This is a genomic window from Thermophagus sp. OGC60D27 (assembly GCF_052400625.1).
GTDB lineage: Bacteria > Bacteroidota > Bacteroidia > Bacteroidales > Marinilabiliaceae > Thermophagus.
In genome coordinates this window covers 14,128-30,458 of sequence record NZ_JBQTGH010000017.1, presented here as the reverse complement: position 1 = coordinate 30,458, position 16,331 = coordinate 14,128, and the positions used below count along the sequence as shown (strand labels likewise).

Annotated in this window: 7 protein-coding genes; 5 read left to right on the top strand and 2 right to left on the bottom strand. The window is 40.6% G+C overall.

What is annotated here, in order from left to right:
* Positions 1-13: 13 nt before the first annotated feature.
* Positions 14-1,819, bottom strand: coding sequence for a glycoside hydrolase family 15 protein (locus ACT29H_RS15585; protein ID WP_444822581.1), 1,806 nt, complete (start codon positions 1,817-1,819; stop codon positions 14-16).
* 99 nt (positions 1,820-1,918) lie between these two features.
* Between ACT29H_RS15585 and ACT29H_RS15580 the strand changes: the two genes are divergently transcribed.
* The 4 genes from ACT29H_RS15580 to ACT29H_RS15565 all read left to right on the top strand — a co-directional run bounded on the left by ACT29H_RS15580 (position 1,919) and on the right by ACT29H_RS15565 (position 13,390).
* Entirely contained in the window at positions 1,919-4,141 is a 2,223-nt protein-coding gene (locus ACT29H_RS15580) for a bifunctional alpha,alpha-trehalose-phosphate synthase (UDP-forming)/trehalose-phosphatase (RefSeq protein ID WP_444822580.1), read from the top strand.
* 22 nt (positions 4,142-4,163) lie between these two features.
* The gene (hflK, locus tag ACT29H_RS15575; protein ID WP_444822579.1) at positions 4,164-5,180 is read left to right on the top strand and encodes an FtsH protease activity modulator HflK; all 1,017 of its coding nucleotides are present in this window, start codon (positions 4,164-4,166) and stop codon (positions 5,178-5,180) included.
* 41 nt (positions 5,181-5,221) lie between these two features.
* Positions 5,222-6,166, top strand: a complete 945-nt coding sequence (hflC, locus tag ACT29H_RS15570; protein ID WP_444822578.1) for a protease modulator HflC — start codon at positions 5,222-5,224, stop codon at positions 6,164-6,166.
* A gap of 465 nt (positions 6,167-6,631) precedes the next feature.
* Entirely contained in the window at positions 6,632-13,390 is a 6,759-nt protein-coding gene (locus ACT29H_RS15565) for an aminotransferase class I/II-fold pyridoxal phosphate-dependent enzyme (protein ID WP_444822577.1), read from the top strand.
* Between the two features lie 72 nt (positions 13,391-13,462).
* On the opposite strand, the gene ACT29H_RS15560 is transcribed toward ACT29H_RS15565, so the two are convergent.
* Positions 13,463-14,494 carry a DUF4097 family beta strand repeat-containing protein gene (locus ACT29H_RS15560; protein WP_444822576.1) on the bottom strand — a complete coding sequence of 344 codons (1,032 nt, stop codon included), beginning with the start codon at positions 14,492-14,494 and terminating at the stop codon, positions 13,463-13,465.
* Between the two features lie 517 nt (positions 14,495-15,011).
* On the opposite strand from ACT29H_RS15560, the gene ACT29H_RS15555 reads away from it, so the two are divergent.
* Positions 15,012-16,295: a S28 family serine protease gene (locus tag ACT29H_RS15555; RefSeq protein ID WP_444822575.1), complete on the top strand. Its 1,284-nt coding sequence runs from the start codon at positions 15,012-15,014 to the stop codon at positions 16,293-16,295.
* Positions 16,296-16,331 lie beyond the last annotated feature (36 nt).

Genomic DNA, 16,331 nt, shown 5'->3' with positions numbered 1-16,331 from the left:
TGTTGATGGAGTACTAACCAATATTTCCGAGAATTTTTTCTTCGTTGGTTAATTCTCCTCCGGCCAGGAGCATTGCCACATCAATTAAAGCCAGATGGGAATAGGCTTGGGGAAAATTGCCGAGAAGCCGTTTGCTTTCAAAATCCATATCTTCACTAAAAAGACCCAGGTGATTGGAATGTTTAATCAGTTCTTCAAACTTTTGTTGAGCCTCTTCTTTTTCACCAATCTTATACAGAGCTCTGATGAGCCAGAAAGAACAGATGGTAAAGGCGGATGAGGGTTGTCCGAAACCATCGTAATTTTTGTAACGAAACATCATACCGTTGTATTCCAGTTCTTTCTGTACCGCTTTGACCGTGCTTTTGTACTTGGGGTCGTTGCCCTCTAAAAAGCCATATGCTTCCATGAGCAGAACTGATGCATCTAAGTCTTCACTATCGTAGGATTGGGTAAAAGCCTGTTTCTTTTCCGACCAGGCATTAATCATGATATCTTTTTTGATTTTATCACGCAGCCGGCTCCATGCCCGGATGTATTCGTTTTGATGCAGGAGCTCGGCAATTTTTATCCCTCTGTCTACAGCCACCCAGCAAAGAACTTTGCTAAAGGTAAAGTGTTTTGTGTGGTTGCGTATTTCCCAAATTCCTTTGTCGGGTTTTTGCCAGTTTCGGTTCACTACTTTAATGATGTTGCGGGTAATGGTCCACAATTCTTCGCTGTGTTCAAGCGAGGTGGTGAAAAGGTGAAACAACTGATAGATGACATCTACCAGAATACCGTATATATCATTCTGCTTTTGTTTGTAAGCGGCGTTTCCTATCCGGACGGGACGACTGTTTTCATATCCTGCCAGGTGAGATAATTCCATTTCTGTCAGCTTTTTCTCACCATTGATGCCGTACATAATCTGAATTTTTTCATCCTTGTCGGACAACAGATCAATGATGAAATTCATATACCGTTGGGCCACATTAAAGTGTCCGAGCACGGTGAGTATCTTGATCACCATTGAGGCATCCCGGATCCAGCAAAAGCGATAGTCCCAGTTACGCTCTTCCCCAATCGTTTCGGGGAGTGAGGTGGTGGCGGCCGCCAAGATGGCACCACTCTTTTGATAACTAAGAAGTTTTAGTACCAATGCACTTCGCAGGATCTCATCGTTGTACTTTTTAAATCGTGTGGTTCTTTCGGCCCAGTTGAGCCAATACACTTTGGTGCGTTGGAGTTTAAGATAGGCCTTTTGAATGGTTTGGGCCAGTAACTTTTGATTGTAGCTGATAAGAATAAACTCATCTTTTTCGATGGTGATGGGCAATTGGCCAGCCACTGCTAATTTATCCATGCTGGTATAAAGATAGATAGAGTCATAAGTGCCTTTGGTGGTTTTAGCCTTAACATATTTATCATTAATGATTATTTCTGTATCATATTTTGCATATTCGAGACGGGGATCATAGATAACCTTGATCTTTGGTTTTCCCTCAATCCATTTTATGTATCGAATCAGATCGGGTGGGATGTAATAGGATCCGTTGTCTGTTTTATAACGAGGCATAAAGTCGTGGATTTCGAATATTCCGTCCACACATTCAAATCGGGTTATCAATATATTCGAATGAAATTCATATCTTTGAGTGATCTCTGCCCCTGTTACAGAAATAATGGCAAAATGTCCACCTTTATCTTTGTCCAGAAGAGCAGCGAAAACAGAGGGAGAATCAAATTTAGGCAAACAAAACCAGTCGACCGATCCTTTGTTGGAAATTAAGGCGGCACTTTTTCCGTTGCCTACAATACCGTAATTGAGATTATTCATGTTGTGTAAAGTGTTTATCTATTTGTTGGATTGAGGCTTCAAAGTTTGTAAAATAAAGAAAAAAGAACTATACTTTGAATAAATAAAAATCTAAATTTCATGAAAAAACTTCATATTGTATCCAATCGGTTGCCATTCAGTATAGTTTCGGAACAAAATGAGATCTCTTTGGAACCCAGTGTCGGGGGATTAGCAACAGGTATGAAGTCGGTATATAAAGATTTTCAGGGACGATGGATTGGATGGTCGGGGGTTGCTGCAGAAGATTTTTCCGCAGAACAGGCCGGGAAGATAGAACAGATGCTGCAAAAAGAAGGGTGCGAAACCGTTCCGCTTTCATCTTACGAGGTGGAAACCTTTTATGAAGGATTCTGCAACCGGACGATATGGCCTCTCTTTCATTATTTCAATCAATATGTGGATTATTCTTCCGAGTATTGGGAATCCTACGTTAAAGTCAATCAAAAGTTTGCCGATAAAACGCTGGAAGTGGTTGATAAAGGCGATTATGTGTGGGTGCACGATTATCAGTTAATGTTGGTCCCCGGCATGATAAAGAAAAAGAGGCCCGATATAATTATTGGATTTTTCTTGCATATTCCTTTTCCTTCTTATGAAGTATTTCGGTTTTTACCTTGGCGAAATGAGATTCTTGAGGGATTATTGGGGGCTGATTTGGTGGGCTTTCATACGTACGATTATGAGCGTCATTTTTTGAGTAGTGTTCGTCGTCTTTTTGGTTTTGAGATTTCTTTTAACCGGATTCATATTGAAGAAAGAATCGTGCTGGCCGATGCTTTTCCCATGGGAATAGATTACGACAAATTTCATGATGCTGCGCTTCAAACCATTTCTAAGACGTTGCGGGAAAAATCGGCTCTGCACCAAGAGTTGGAGAAGATCTTCTTTGTTTCTCCAGAACGGAAATTGATTTTATCCATTGACCGTTTGGATTATTCCAAAGGTATACCCAACCGTTTACGGGCTTTTGAGCGTTTTCTTGAGAAATATCCCGAATACCGGGCCAAGGCGACTCTGGTTATGCTGGCTGTTCCGTCTCGCAATTCAGTGCCGCAATATCAGCAACTTAAACGAGAAGTGGAAGAGCTTGTGGGACGGATAAATGGGTTGTACGGATCGGTAAATTATTCTCCGGTATGGTATTTTTACCGTTCCATGCCCTTTGAGAATTTGATAGAATTATACAGCATGAGTGATGTGGCTCTATTGACACCAGTTCGAGATGGGATGAATCTGGTGGCTAAAGAATATGTGGCCTCACGTATTAACCAAACGGGGGTGATGATCATTAGCGAAATGACCGGGGTGGTTAAGGAGATGGGAGAAGCCATCGTTATCAATCCCAATGATGAGGAAGAGGTTGCAGAAGCGATAAAGCAAGCCTTGGAAATGCCGGTTGAAGAACAACGGGCCAGAATGTCAGTAATTCAAAAACGCCTGAAACGCTACGACGTCTTTAAGTGGGCAGAGCAATTTGTGGCTTCGTTGAAACGAATTGCCCAGATTCAGAGCGATTTTATTTCCAAAAAGATTACTCCTTCCCTAGCAGAGAAGTTACTAAGAGATTTTTCTGGTGCCAAATCCAGAGCCATATTTTTGGATTATGACGGAACACTGATTCATTTTAAAAAAGCAACCCGGGAAGAAGAACCGGGAGCAGCCCCTGATGAAGCACTTCATGAGATCCTCAATGCGCTGACCAGTGATGAACGTAATGAAGTAGTTCTGATCAGTGGAAGGGACAAAGAAACGTTGAGTAAATGGTTTAACAAATCCAATGTGAGTCTGATTAGTGAACATGGCGTGTGGATGCGGGAGCGGGGTGGTGAATGGCAGATGCTAACCAATGCCACCAATTCATGGATGCCAATGGTTCGTCCGGTTCTTGACAATTTTGTGGTGCGGACACCGGGGACTTATCTTGAAGAGAAGAATTATTCGTTGGTTTGGCATTATGAGAAAGCCGAAGCAGAGTTGGGTGAATTGAGAGCCAATGAGCTGAAGGATGAGTTGACCACGCTAGTGGCCAATCATAACTTGGAAATAATGGAAGGGAACAAGGTGGTGGAAGTCAAAACCGGTGGAATCAATAAAGGAGTTGCAGCCAACCGGTTTTTGCTGAATAAGCCGTTCGACTACATATTGGCAATGGGGGATGACTGGACCGATGAATATTTATTTAAAGAGCTGCCGCCCGAGGCCATTACCATTAAGGTGGGAATTAAATATACCAGTGCTGCCTATAAACTTGAAACGGTGGATGCCGTAAGAAATTTTCTGCGCGCAATGTCAAAAAACTAATTAAATAAAAACTGATAATCATATGAGTGAATTGAATTTTTCGAACCAGGAGATGTCTCCTGTGTTAAAGAAGATCATCAAAAACATACGCACCATAGTAGTTGTGTTATTTGCATTGATTTTGGTGTGGAGTGGGTTCTTTCAGGTAGGACCCGAAGAAGCAGGTGTTGTAGTCCGATTTGGGAAATATACTAAGACCGTAATGCCGGGATTGAATTTCAAAATTCCATTTATTGAACAGGTTTACAAAGTGCCGGTAGAACGTCAGCAAAAACTGGAGTTTGGTTTCAGAACTACCAGCTCCAGCATTCGTTCTCAATATACCACTCAGGGTGGTGCTCGAAATGAATCGTTGATGCTTACAGGTGATTTAAACCTGGCCGAAGTGGAGTGGGTGGTACAATATCGTATTAATGATCCCTTTAAATTTTTGTTCAAGGTTCGTAACCCGGAATCAACATTACGGGATATTTCGGAAGGAGCTGTTCGGCAAATTGTGGGAGACAGGACAGTGAATGAAGTGCTTACCGTGGGAAGAACGGAGATTGCCTCCAGTGTGGAACAACTCATTCAGGAATTGGCCAATAATTATGAATTGGGGGTTAAAATAGATCAGGTGGTGTTGCAGGATGTTAATCCTCCGGATCCGGTTAAAGCTGCCTTTAACGCCGTTAATGAGGCTCAGCAAGAAAAAGAAACGCTGATCAATAAGGCTAAGTCGGAATACAATAAGGTGATTCCCAAGGCAAAAGGGCAGGCTGAAGAGACCCTTCGTAAAGCAGAAGGTTATGCTGTTGAGCGGGTTAACAATGCGAAGGGAGAGGTGGCCCGATTTAACGAATTGTATTCAGAATTTGTTAAAGCCCCGGAAGTGACGCGCCAGCGGATTTATTTGGAAACCATGCAAAAAGTGTTACCACGACTGGGCAATAAAATTATTACCGATCAGGAGGGCAATAATGTTTTGCCATTATTGCAAATGCAATTGGATAATGTTAAAGAAGTAAACCTGTCATCCTCAGGTGATAAAAATGAATAATTCGAAAACCCGATCTGTAGAAAAAATTTAATTTGGATATTATGGCAAGATATAGAACAATACTTATAGCAATATTAATTTTTGTGGGGATTATTACCCTATTTAGCAGCATATATGTGGTCAATGAGACGGAGCAGGTGGTGGTTACTCAATTTGGAAAACCGGTAGGTGATGCAGTGACAACCCCGGGATTGAAATTTAAACTGCCCTTTGTTCAGACAGCCAATTTTTTCGACAAACGATTTCTGGAATGGGATGGGGATCCAAATCAAATACCGACTAAAGATAAGAAGTACATCTTTGTGGATACCTATGCCCGTTGGCAGATAGTTGACCCACTTCAATTTTTTAAACGGTTAAGGAATGAATTGGGTGCACAGTCTCGATTGGATGATATATTGGATGGAGAAACCAGAGATTTTATTGCCAATCATAATTTAATCGAAACCGTTAGAACCAGTAACAGGACCCCTATTTCGAGTGGTGTAATTGGAGAATTAATAGGCGATAGCCTGGAGCGTATTGAGGTTGGTCGCGAAAAAATACAATCCATGATTTTGCAGGCGGCTAACGAGCAAACCCTTGATTTGGGGATTAGAGTTTTGGATTTTAGGTTTAAGCGGATTAATTATGTGGAAGAAGTGAGAAATCAGGTTTATGAGCGGATGAAAAGTGAACGTTATCGCATCGCCGACAAGTTTAGGTCAGAGGGTCAGGGGGAGGCATCCCGGATCAATGGTGAAAAAGAAAGGGAGCTGAAAACCATACAATCTCAGGCTTTTCGGGAAGCGGAAGAGATAATGGGGCGTGCCGATGCGGAAGCAGCGTCCATATATGCCTCTGCATATAATAAATCTGCCGCTTCGCGGAGTCTTTACACTTTCGTGAAATCGATGGAAACATTTGAGAAAACTTTTGACGATCAGATGCATATCATACTTTCTACCGATAGTGAACTTTTTCAGTATCTGAAAAGTGCGAAATAAAGGACTATTGAGGGATAGGAATAAGGTCGAATAATATGTCAACGGTTACCCTGTCAACAAAATTTGTTGACAGGGTAATTGATATTTGTACTCAACGTAGGGTTTTTTGGCTCATAGCATTGATTTTCTATAGGTATTGTTTTCATAATTATTTTCCTAAAACCATGTATGGTGAGGCCAATTATTTTGAGCCTGAAAATATAAAATTGAACAAAAATGGGGGGTGATTGCTTTTAAAATTATCTTCTAAATACCTATATTTGTAACATTTTGAAATGAAAAGCGCTAAAAAATGTTTAAACTTTAACCATGTGATTGTGTGAGTTGTTATGTTTTTATTGTATAGTGCTTGTTATTCTGAATATTAGGACGAAAAAGGTGATCGTTTTTCCAGATTTAGCTAAATTATTGCAGAATTAATAGGAAAAGGGAAAGTATTAAGTGGACCATTAATTGAACCAGATTATGCAAATAGAAGGAGTGCCCAAAGCGTTTTTAAGACAGGAGGCGCGAGAATACATTGATCTATACGCCTCATTGGGAGAACGGGCAGAAGTTTTTTTGCCCAGCTTTGTTTTTGATAATTTAAAGGCCTTTGTACGTCTTTGTCATGAAGAGCCTAATGATCCGTCTCGTCAACAGGCTGAAATACAGAAATACTTGCTTAAGTTCAGGGAAGATATTCCCGGCTATTCGGATATTTCCCTGATGCTTTATCCACATCAGGATTCTAAGGCCTTTATATATAGTTCACTAAAGCAAAATTTCAACCGTCGTTTGGGCTATTTTGCTGACAATGATATTGTTAATCATCAGCAGAAAAAGTGGATTGAAAATATTCAGAATTTCCATGATTTTTCGGTAGGAACTCCTCCTGTTACGGAAAAAACCATCGATTTTTTGGCAAAGATCGTAATCGGTGATTCGCCCGTGGATTTACGTCGATTTCGTGATGTTATCGGGGTAATAGGAGATATCGACGAGGCGCATTGGAACTATTTTATGGATACTCTGGAACAGATGATTAATCAGAGTACTCATTATACTACCAAGGCCGAAAAGAACAATTTTCTTCACCGGACCGAGTGGGCGGTTAATTTTAAGGGCTTGAATGGTCTGATTCGTACCGTAGTATCGGGCAATAGTGATATAGCCGTTGAATTGCTGAAAGGCGAAGTCTTTGGAGCCGACTGTGTGCGAGTGGAGGAAAATATTAAAGGAGAAGAGCTGTACAATCTGATGCAGGAAGATACTTCAAGTGTCTTTGTTGTGAAGGTTAAACATATGCGTCAAAATATGTTTGCCGGATCTAGGTGGTTTCCTTTGATTTCAAGAATTGTTGTGGTGGATGACTCTCCCGAATCTCGGGCTTCCAATACCTCACTGGTATTTAGCTTCCATAACGGGATTATCAATACCCTGAATAAAGTACACACCAAAAAACTGGGAGCCCCTGCGAATACACAGCTTAACCTTAGGTTGATATTGGAAAATGTCAACGATAAAAATCTGCAGGAATTCAAAAAACTGCTTGACAAGAAAATCTTCGATTACAACGAAGAACTGGAAGAACTTAAAAAAGAACAACTGGGGCAAACCAATGATCTGCTGAAGAATATTAATCTTTTTAAATTCGATTCATTCACACGGCAAATATTGAAAGATCGATATTCATTAGCTCGACTGCGTGACTTTATCCAATTCGTTCAAAATGCTGCCTCACCCGAAAAACGACAGAAGCAGAATGATGAACTGATTCGTACGTTTGAGGAAAGAATTAGAAAATATTTCTATTCCGACACTCCTGAAGTGCAAGTGGCAACCATTCTTGAAGGGGGAGGGCGTAATCAGATTCGCACCTATGGTGAATATCTATTGCAAAGGAAGTTGAAACCCCTGGATGACGAAATTCTGGAACGGTGCAAAACCATTATTAACTTTATTCCTGATAACTATAAAAGAACTATACATAACCATTTTCACAAAAATTTCGGGGTAAACCTCTTTCTGGAAAAATACCAGAAATATATTGCCAAGGTGGACAATGAATCGGATAATAAAGGACGTTTCAGAAACGTATTGATTGATCTTGGCGTTTACAAGGATTTTGAACGACTTGGCGAAAAAGAACAACAGATCATAAAAGATTTCATCAGCGACTTGAATAATCTGGACAAGACTTCTATTTCGGATGATGTTCAGATGATTATACGTGATCTTTTGTATTATAAAGAGAGAAATCCTAAGCCCTATATTATTTATAACAAAGTTCTGGCGTGGGAGTATACCGATCTTTTTTCGGATGATAAGTTCTACATCAACCCTTTCGATATAGAAATTGAAAATTTGGACGACCAGCGAATTGATTATGAAAGGTTGCTGGCCAAACTCTCGCGTATCAAGAATACCTTGCAGTTGTTTGATGCGACAGGGAGCCTTTGGGATCGTTTCTGCGAAAATGTGACGATTATTATCAACGATCCATCTAATCCTACGGGATACAGCGATTTTAACCGGGAGAATCTTATTGAATTTCTGAAGTTTGTCAACAACAGTAAAATCACGCTCCTGCTTGATGAAGCCTATACAGATAGCGTAAAGGTCCCTGATGAGATGATGCCCAAGTGGCGGTCCATTTCACGCTATATTTTTAATAATGAAAACGTGTATTCAAAGATCCGCGCCGTTTCATCGTTGTCAACAACCAAAAATCTGGCAGGATCGGGAGAAAGGTTAGGTTTGCTGGTGGCCACACCGGCCATGAAAGAGGTGATCGATTATGCCCGCAAACGCAATCAATCGGTAAGAGGAAATAGTTGTTCACTCTACTTTCTTAATGCCGTTTTGGAAACGGGGCTGAGATCAAAGTCATTAAAGGATAAGCTGGAATCAAAATTACCTAAGGATGCTTCTCGCAGTAAGATTGTTAAGCATATAGAAGATTACATCGTCAGCTTGGTGAAAATGGATGGCAAGTCCAAAACGGCGGTGGGTGATCCTATAATGTCGGGTTTTGAAGGAAGTCCTTTGCATCTTTTCCTTTTGGATGAGTTGGTTGCTCTGGCGAAGTTGGATATTCTAGGCCTTCCCGATGATTTTAAATATAAAGATGTTCCGTTTTATATCTATTACAGAGGCGAATTGGTTAAGGGATTGAATCGTTTTCGGATAAATAAAAATTTTCGGACCGAATCAAACTATCGCCTTAAAACGGCTATGAAAATTGCGGAAGAGGTCATAAATGAATTGGATGTGGAAGATGTTTCCGTGATCCAGTCTGATGGATCCTACCTCTTTAATCTTCTGTTTCATAGCTTTGGAAGCTTTAATGATCTGGAAGATTTTACCAAAAAAGTGGCGGGGGAGCGAGGAATATCCGCATTACCTTATAAGACTGGTGTGGTTCGCTTCTCGTTGGGAGGATATATTGAAGGCACCTCCGAAAGCTATGAGATATTCCGCAAAGAATTGCGTACCGCATTTACCATGTTTCTTTCTTACTGGAAGAAGTTGAAAGAGGCATACAAAGAGGCTCCCAAAGCAGGTGTAAAGGAGTTGATGGAGCAGATTCTCAATTCGGAAGAGCAAGGTGGTTTCCCTTACGCTGTCTTTGAGGATTACCGGATGGTGCGTGACTTAAAGAAAAAAGTGAACCAATCGCTGCGCATCAATGAAAACCGATCGCTTTACCATGCCTCGCCCCAGGTGAGTGGTGTTTCCATCACCACCATTGGTGACTCACGCAATTCGGTGATCGAGTTTCAGGGAGATGTGGGGAATTGTCGTACTGTAGAAGAGTTTATTCGGAGCAGAGCGTTTACCAAAATCTATGAAAACCTGCTGCCGCAGATCTATAAAAAAATACCCCAGTTGCGCAATCTTAATTTTAATATCGTGGCCTCTCGATTTAGTAAAGCCACCATATTGAAGTATATCAATAATAAAAAAACGTTCCATCCCAATCATTATGTTCTGGACGATCCGGAAGAGAAGAATATTATGAGGGAAATTCTGATAGAGATGGAACGGCTGCTCTTTTCCGACACCAAGATGAAGATTTTGACGCTACAGGCCAGTGGCGACTACTATATGGATGTGGCCAGACTTGAAGGCGTAAATGTGGTGCTGAAGAAGCATATTCAGGAAATACTTCTGCATTTTAACCTACCTTTCGAGCAACCCACTATAGAGCCCAGCCGCAGGGAAATCATCATTACGGCCAGTGAGCTCTTTGAAGAAGTTACAGGTTTACAGGTTAAGGATATTGATCTGGAAAGATATCTTAGTCACTTCATAGAAACGTTGCGTCAGGATGAGGAATTTTCTTCCATTTCCATTTCGTCCAGAAGCGTCGGAATTATCGCCGATGTGGTGAAGCGGCGCGTCTTTGGTAGTGGCTTGTCGGTAAGCGACCGGATCCTTTATCTTTATTTGCTTAAAAATGATAGCAGCTTCTTCAATCAGGTAACCTCAAAATTGAGATACCTACAGGATCGCATTGATCAAACCGAAGATGCCGATTTGAAGATTTTTACAGAAAATATTTTGACCGATATCCTTCCGCAAGAAGTGGACGATATAATGAATTATATTATCCGGAAAAAGGATATTAAGGTGGATGAGACCCGCCTTTCTGAAATCACCCAAAAGGTGGTCGGTTTCTTGGTCTTTTTACAGAATCTCTCTAAAGGAACAGATTATTATCACAAATATACGCATACATTGATTAAAGTGTTGGATACTTATTTCCGACGTCAGAATAGTGATGTGAACGAAATGATCCAACATGGAATTACCTTGTATCGGAATTATGAGATTAAGGATAAGACCCTGAAACAATTTGAAAATGGCCGCTTGGCCTGGATCAATGAAATGATGACCAAATGCGGGGTTATTTCAGTGGAACAATCTGTTCAGCGGCATACGCGGATCTCTACCGACGCCAAAAAAAGGGAATACCCCTTTCATAAGGTGGATCGCGGAGATGAAGAGCCGATGTACCTGCTGGACATGAATCAGAGTAAGTCGAAAAACGATTATCTCAAGGCACTCTCAACCAAACCTTCCTCCAGATTTTTTGAGCGTCGATTGGCCAGATTTGTAGCCAATATGGATCCGGATGATTACCGTTGTAAGATCATGAAAAACGGGGTGGTGACCCAGTTGATCATCTTCCAGAAAGGCTATATAAAGTATTTGACTGACTTTTTTAGACTTACCCAATATCAGGATATTTCCTTGCAGGATGCTGAAAGATTTGTTCCTGATGTTTTGCTGTTACTGGGAGCCCCTGAAAAGGTGATTTCATTCCCACAGGTTGGTTATTTCGACATTCAAGGGCCAAAAGGGAATATCAAGACGCTTGTTACGCCGCTAAGGAAAGAAGCCGACTACTTCGGTGATGTAAAGAAACCTTGGCTTACTATGATCAACGAGAAAGTGAAAGAGATGGGGGGTATTCCCAAGCACGGTTCTCTCTTTGCCATTGAGTTGGAAGATGGTTCTATCTTTGTGGTTGAAGTGGACGGGGATAGTGGTGTGGGAAAATCGGAAATGTTGGCAGGTCTTACCCTGAAATGGTTGCGTCAAAACTTGCCTGGAGTCCGATCTATTAAGAATATCGCAGGCGACATGTTTCATGTTTTTCGTGATAGGGAAGGCAACCTATATGGTTTTGGTACGGAGGAAGGTGACTTTTCGAGAGTTACCGATTTTGATCCCGAATACATTAAATACTATAAATATCTGTTTGAGAGTAGTGCCGATAGTAATGTGGATGATCTTAATTCACGAAGTACCATTAGCGGAATTTGTGAAATTCAGATGCCGTACAAAATCGATATTATTTTGACGGCACACAACAATTCTAAAGAAGATGCCGGGATAATTCGCGTCAGCAACCCCGAAAACTTTTTATTGTACATCGATTCTCACGGTGAGCGAAAAGAAAAAGCTACCAGCCAGGACGGACCTCACTTCCAGCGCACCCTTTTGCGTTATACCGCTGATAGGAACATTGTGGAGGTGTTGGCAAAACATGGGAATTACCTTGATGATGTGTTGGATTGGGAGTTGGATCCTGTGGATGGGAAATATTATCTGGCATCATCCTATAAGATGATGGACAAAATAGATATTGAGAAAGTTGTCAGTCAGATCTTTATTGGAAAGGAAATCCCATTTGAGAATGAAAAATGGAAAGTAACCGGTGTAAGCTTTGATTTGGTGAAAAATCGTTTCGTCGCTACCGTTAAAAAAGGAGATGAGCTTGCGGAGGTTACTTTGTCCAGAAATATTTTCAGCTCTATCTTCGATTCCTTGGCCAGTACACCTGCCGGACAACCTTTTGTGTCGCAGGATAAGCAGATTGATGGACGTTATCATTTGATAGATGTTCTAAGCGGAGGAGAGGATGGAACAGGTGAAGGCGCTAAAATAGAGTGCGGTATTTTGTCTACTGAAATCGGTAAAAAAGGCAAGGAAATTACAGGTCCTCAGAAGGCAGCAGAGTCCCTCACCAATCTGATAAAAGAGTTGCGAGCTGGTCGTGCTGAAATCAACCAGAAGAAGAATCAGGTGCGACGGATTGTCCGTGAAAAGTATGCCCATATCTTTTCCAATGGACAAACGAGCAATGAAATTTGGCGATACAATTTCTACCTCTATCAGTTAGATAGAATGATGAAGGCGGAGTTTGTCAGGATGGATGATCCTTCTGTCCCTATTGATCTGGCCGGGGTGAATAAATTTTGCCCCAAAGATCGTCATGAAGAGTTTAGTCCGTTGTTGGTGACGCCTAATTTGAACATCGAACTTAATAGCTTTGGAGAAACCTGTAATGAATTGATGAGTCTTCCCAACTATCCCGATTTTGCCCAAGAATTTCTGGAGGATGCCGGAAAACTTTATGTGGCTAAAGGGTACAGTGAGGAGACCATCATCAATAATATGATTACTCAATTGTTGCTAATGGATGGTTATATCGAGTTTGATGATTTGTTGAAAGGTAGAATTACCGAAAAGGTGAATCGTGAAACCATTGCCGCCGCCAAATATGCGGTTCTTAAAGAGTTGGAGAGGAGAAGAGGAGAAGCAGGTTCCAAAGTTCGAGGTTCTTCTTCATCAAAAACAGGTTCTACGCAAAAAGGAACATCTTCAAAGGAGGCTGGAATAGGGAAAAGTAAAGGACCAAGAAAAACTGGGAAAGAAGGCGAAAGTAAATAGTCTCCATCGCTAAGATAATCTGATATAAGGAACGGCCCCATTCAGAAGTGGGGCCGTTCCTTTTTGTTTCGTTTATTTGGCCAGAGTAAAACGTTGGGGACCACTGTTGGTACGAGCTGTTATGACTATAGGTCCTTTTCCCGAGGTGAGTTTCTTCTTTTTGGATTTTCCCGGGATATAAAGAAAGCCAAAGTTGGATTCCAAATCAAAAGTGAGTTCATTGAGAGGGTTTTTTAATTCCATTTCAACTCGTCCTTTGGTGGTTTCAAAGGTGCTGCTTTTTGTGAGTTGAATGGCTGTGCCGACCAGCTTGCCGGCCAGTGATTTAAGGTCCATAGTTCCTTTTAGATTGTCTATCCACACATCTCCGTCATCGTTGAGGGTCTGCAATTGTCCCTGGATATTTTTCAGGGTTAATATGCCGGTTGAGGTTCGCAGCATTAGGTTTCCTTTAACATTGGAAATATTTTGGGCTGCCGTATTGGTTTGGGCAGTAAGATTTCCAAGAATATTATCGGCCGAAATGATTCCTTTGTCAGAAACAGAGTGAACTTTCCCATCTATGTTATAAAGTTCGATGGATCCGCTTTTGGTCATAGTCGAAAGGTCTCCTTTGAGATTTTTAACCGATATTATTCCTGTTGAAGTTTTGAATTTGTAGTGTCCAGAAACATTTTCTGTTAGGATTTTTCCGTATGAGGAACTGCCTTCCAAATAACAGTCGTAGAGATTTTGGGGTTGAATATAACCAGAAGTAGTTTGAACGAAAACGTTAACTCCCGCAGGAACAGATAGAATAATTTCCCCCGTTTTGGTAGAGACATGGGTATCAGGAATCATAACGTAAAGTTCTAAAGTGTTATTACTGATTTCTTCTTTCAGTCCGAAACCGTCGGTGGAGGTGGAAGCCTTGATAACTGTTTGGACATTTATGGAATCAGTTTTAGCTGAGGTAATGGTAACCTTGCAGAAATTGGCATCTATTTTTACAGTGTCGGTATTTTTGAATGATTTGGTCATATTGCAGATCTCTTTCAAGGACTGAGCCTGTGAGGCTAAACTGAATATTCCTGACAGGAAAATGAGCATAACAAGTCTTTTCATAAATTTTAATTTTTGCATGGTTATTTATATTGTAATATTTTAAAATATTTAATAATGATTTTAAGGTTTGTTCAATTAAATAGATGAGTTCTCCATTAACAGTTCATAAGATCTTAAATGCCGATGGTTTTCGGACCTAAAAAAACTTTAAATTGCACCCCCCAAATGAAGGGGATGGTTGTTCTATAGCTTTTGTCATTACAAAGAAAATGAAATTGATATATTTTTGTACGATTTCTTTAGGATTACAGTAAAATTTTTCAAAAGATTAGTATGTTAAAAGGCTGATAATTTATAAGTTAAGATCACTCAATTTAATAGAAAATAAGAAAAATTCCTAATTATGCATTGATACTTCATATTTTGTAAATGAGTTTAAAAGAGAGGATAGGGTAATTTTTGTTTGCTGCATTCGGTTTATCAGAAATTAATTGATAATCCCAAGTGATGAAAAGTGAAGGATGAAGTATATGAATTTTTTTTGGGAGGGTGTTTTGGTCTATCTAAATAAGAATAAATGAAAAGAGAAAAATTTAGTGTTTTATTAGTTGTTTGTTTTGGGTTGTTTAGTATTAATATTATTGTATTCGGCCAAACGCAGGCAGATATATTTTCTAATTGGCCAGGGGTGGTTTCCTCGGATGAGGTGCGGGCCGATTCCATATTTGCGAAAGCATGGCTTCTGTGGGTAAAACAACCCGTTGATCATTTTCATCCGGAAAAGGGCTATTTTAATCAGCGAGTATGGTTGTCTCATAGGTCAACTTCGGCTCCCGTTGTATTAGTGACAGAGGGGTATATGGCCCCCAAAAACAGAACCACCGAACTCACGAAAATTGTTGGTGGAAATCAAATTGTTGTGGAGCATCGATACTTTGGTCAATCTGTTCCTGACTCCATGGATTGGGAGTTTTTGACTATCGATCAGGCAGCAATGGATCATCACCGAATTGTGGAAATGTTTAGGCCTTTTTACACCGGAAAATGGATAAATACCGGAATAAGCAAAGGGGGACAAACTGCGTTGATTCATCGTGCTCTTTTTCCTAAGGATGTGGATGTTACTGTTGCTTATGTTGCTCCGTTTAATCTGGAAAAGGAAGATACACGGTTGATTGAATTTTTTAAACATGTTGGTAGTGCCGAACAACGGCACCGTATTTTGACATTTCAGAAAGAAGTTTTAAAGCGCCAGAATGAGTTGATGCCTTTTTTTAATGATTTGGCCCGAAAAAAAGGATATACTTTCCGAATGGGGAAGGAAAAAGCTTTTGAGCTGGCAGTTCTGGAATATCCATTCAGTCTATGGCAATGGGGCGGTAATATTGATAATATTCCGGGGTCAGGGGCTTCAGCCGAAGAGTTGTTTAACCATCTGAAAAAGGGGAGTGATTTTGGATACTTTTCGGATCAGCAATGGGAACAGATTTGTCCTTTCTTTTATCAAGCATACAAAGAATTGGGCTATTATCCCTATTTGGCAACACCGTTGAAAGCGTGGTTGGATGAAATTCATACCGATACCGTTTCTAATCGGTTTATGGCTCCCGATGTGGCCAATCTTGAATTCGATAAAAATGCACCTTATCGAATCTTAAGAAAACTGAAAGAGGCTGATCCTGAAATTATTTTGATAACCGGTCAGAATGATCCATGGAGTGCCACCTCGCTGGAGCCAGAAGGTTTATCACAAATGGTGAAAATCCAAAAGCCTGGAGGTTCGCATCGGACCAGAATCAATAATTTGCCTGATTCTCTGCGACAGGTAGTAATTCGCCAATTGAATGAATGGCTAAATTAAACTAAAAAAAAAGACGGCTCAACGTTTTGAGTCGTC

Excerpts from the sequence above, each read along its gene's own strand:
- ACT29H_RS15585 (WP_444822581.1), bottom strand. The coding sequence starts at position 1,819 with ATGAATAATCTCAATTACGGTATTGTAGGCAACGGAAAAAGTGCCGCC.
- ACT29H_RS15580 (WP_444822580.1), top strand. The coding sequence starts at position 1,919 with ATGAAAAAACTTCATATTGTATCCAATCGGTTGCCATTCAGTATAGTT.
- hflK (WP_444822579.1), top strand. The coding sequence starts at position 4,164 with ATGAGTGAATTGAATTTTTCGAACCAGGAGATGTCTCCTGTGTTAAAG.
- hflC (WP_444822578.1), top strand. The coding sequence starts at position 5,222 with ATGGCAAGATATAGAACAATACTTATAGCAATATTAATTTTTGTGGGG.
- ACT29H_RS15565 (WP_444822577.1), top strand. The coding sequence starts at position 6,632 with ATGCAAATAGAAGGAGTGCCCAAAGCGTTTTTAAGACAGGAGGCGCGA.
- ACT29H_RS15560 (WP_444822576.1), bottom strand. The coding sequence starts at position 14,494 with ATGAAAAGACTTGTTATGCTCATTTTCCTGTCAGGAATATTCAGTTTA.
- ACT29H_RS15555 (WP_444822575.1), top strand. The coding sequence starts at position 15,012 with ATGAAAAGAGAAAAATTTAGTGTTTTATTAGTTGTTTGTTTTGGGTTG.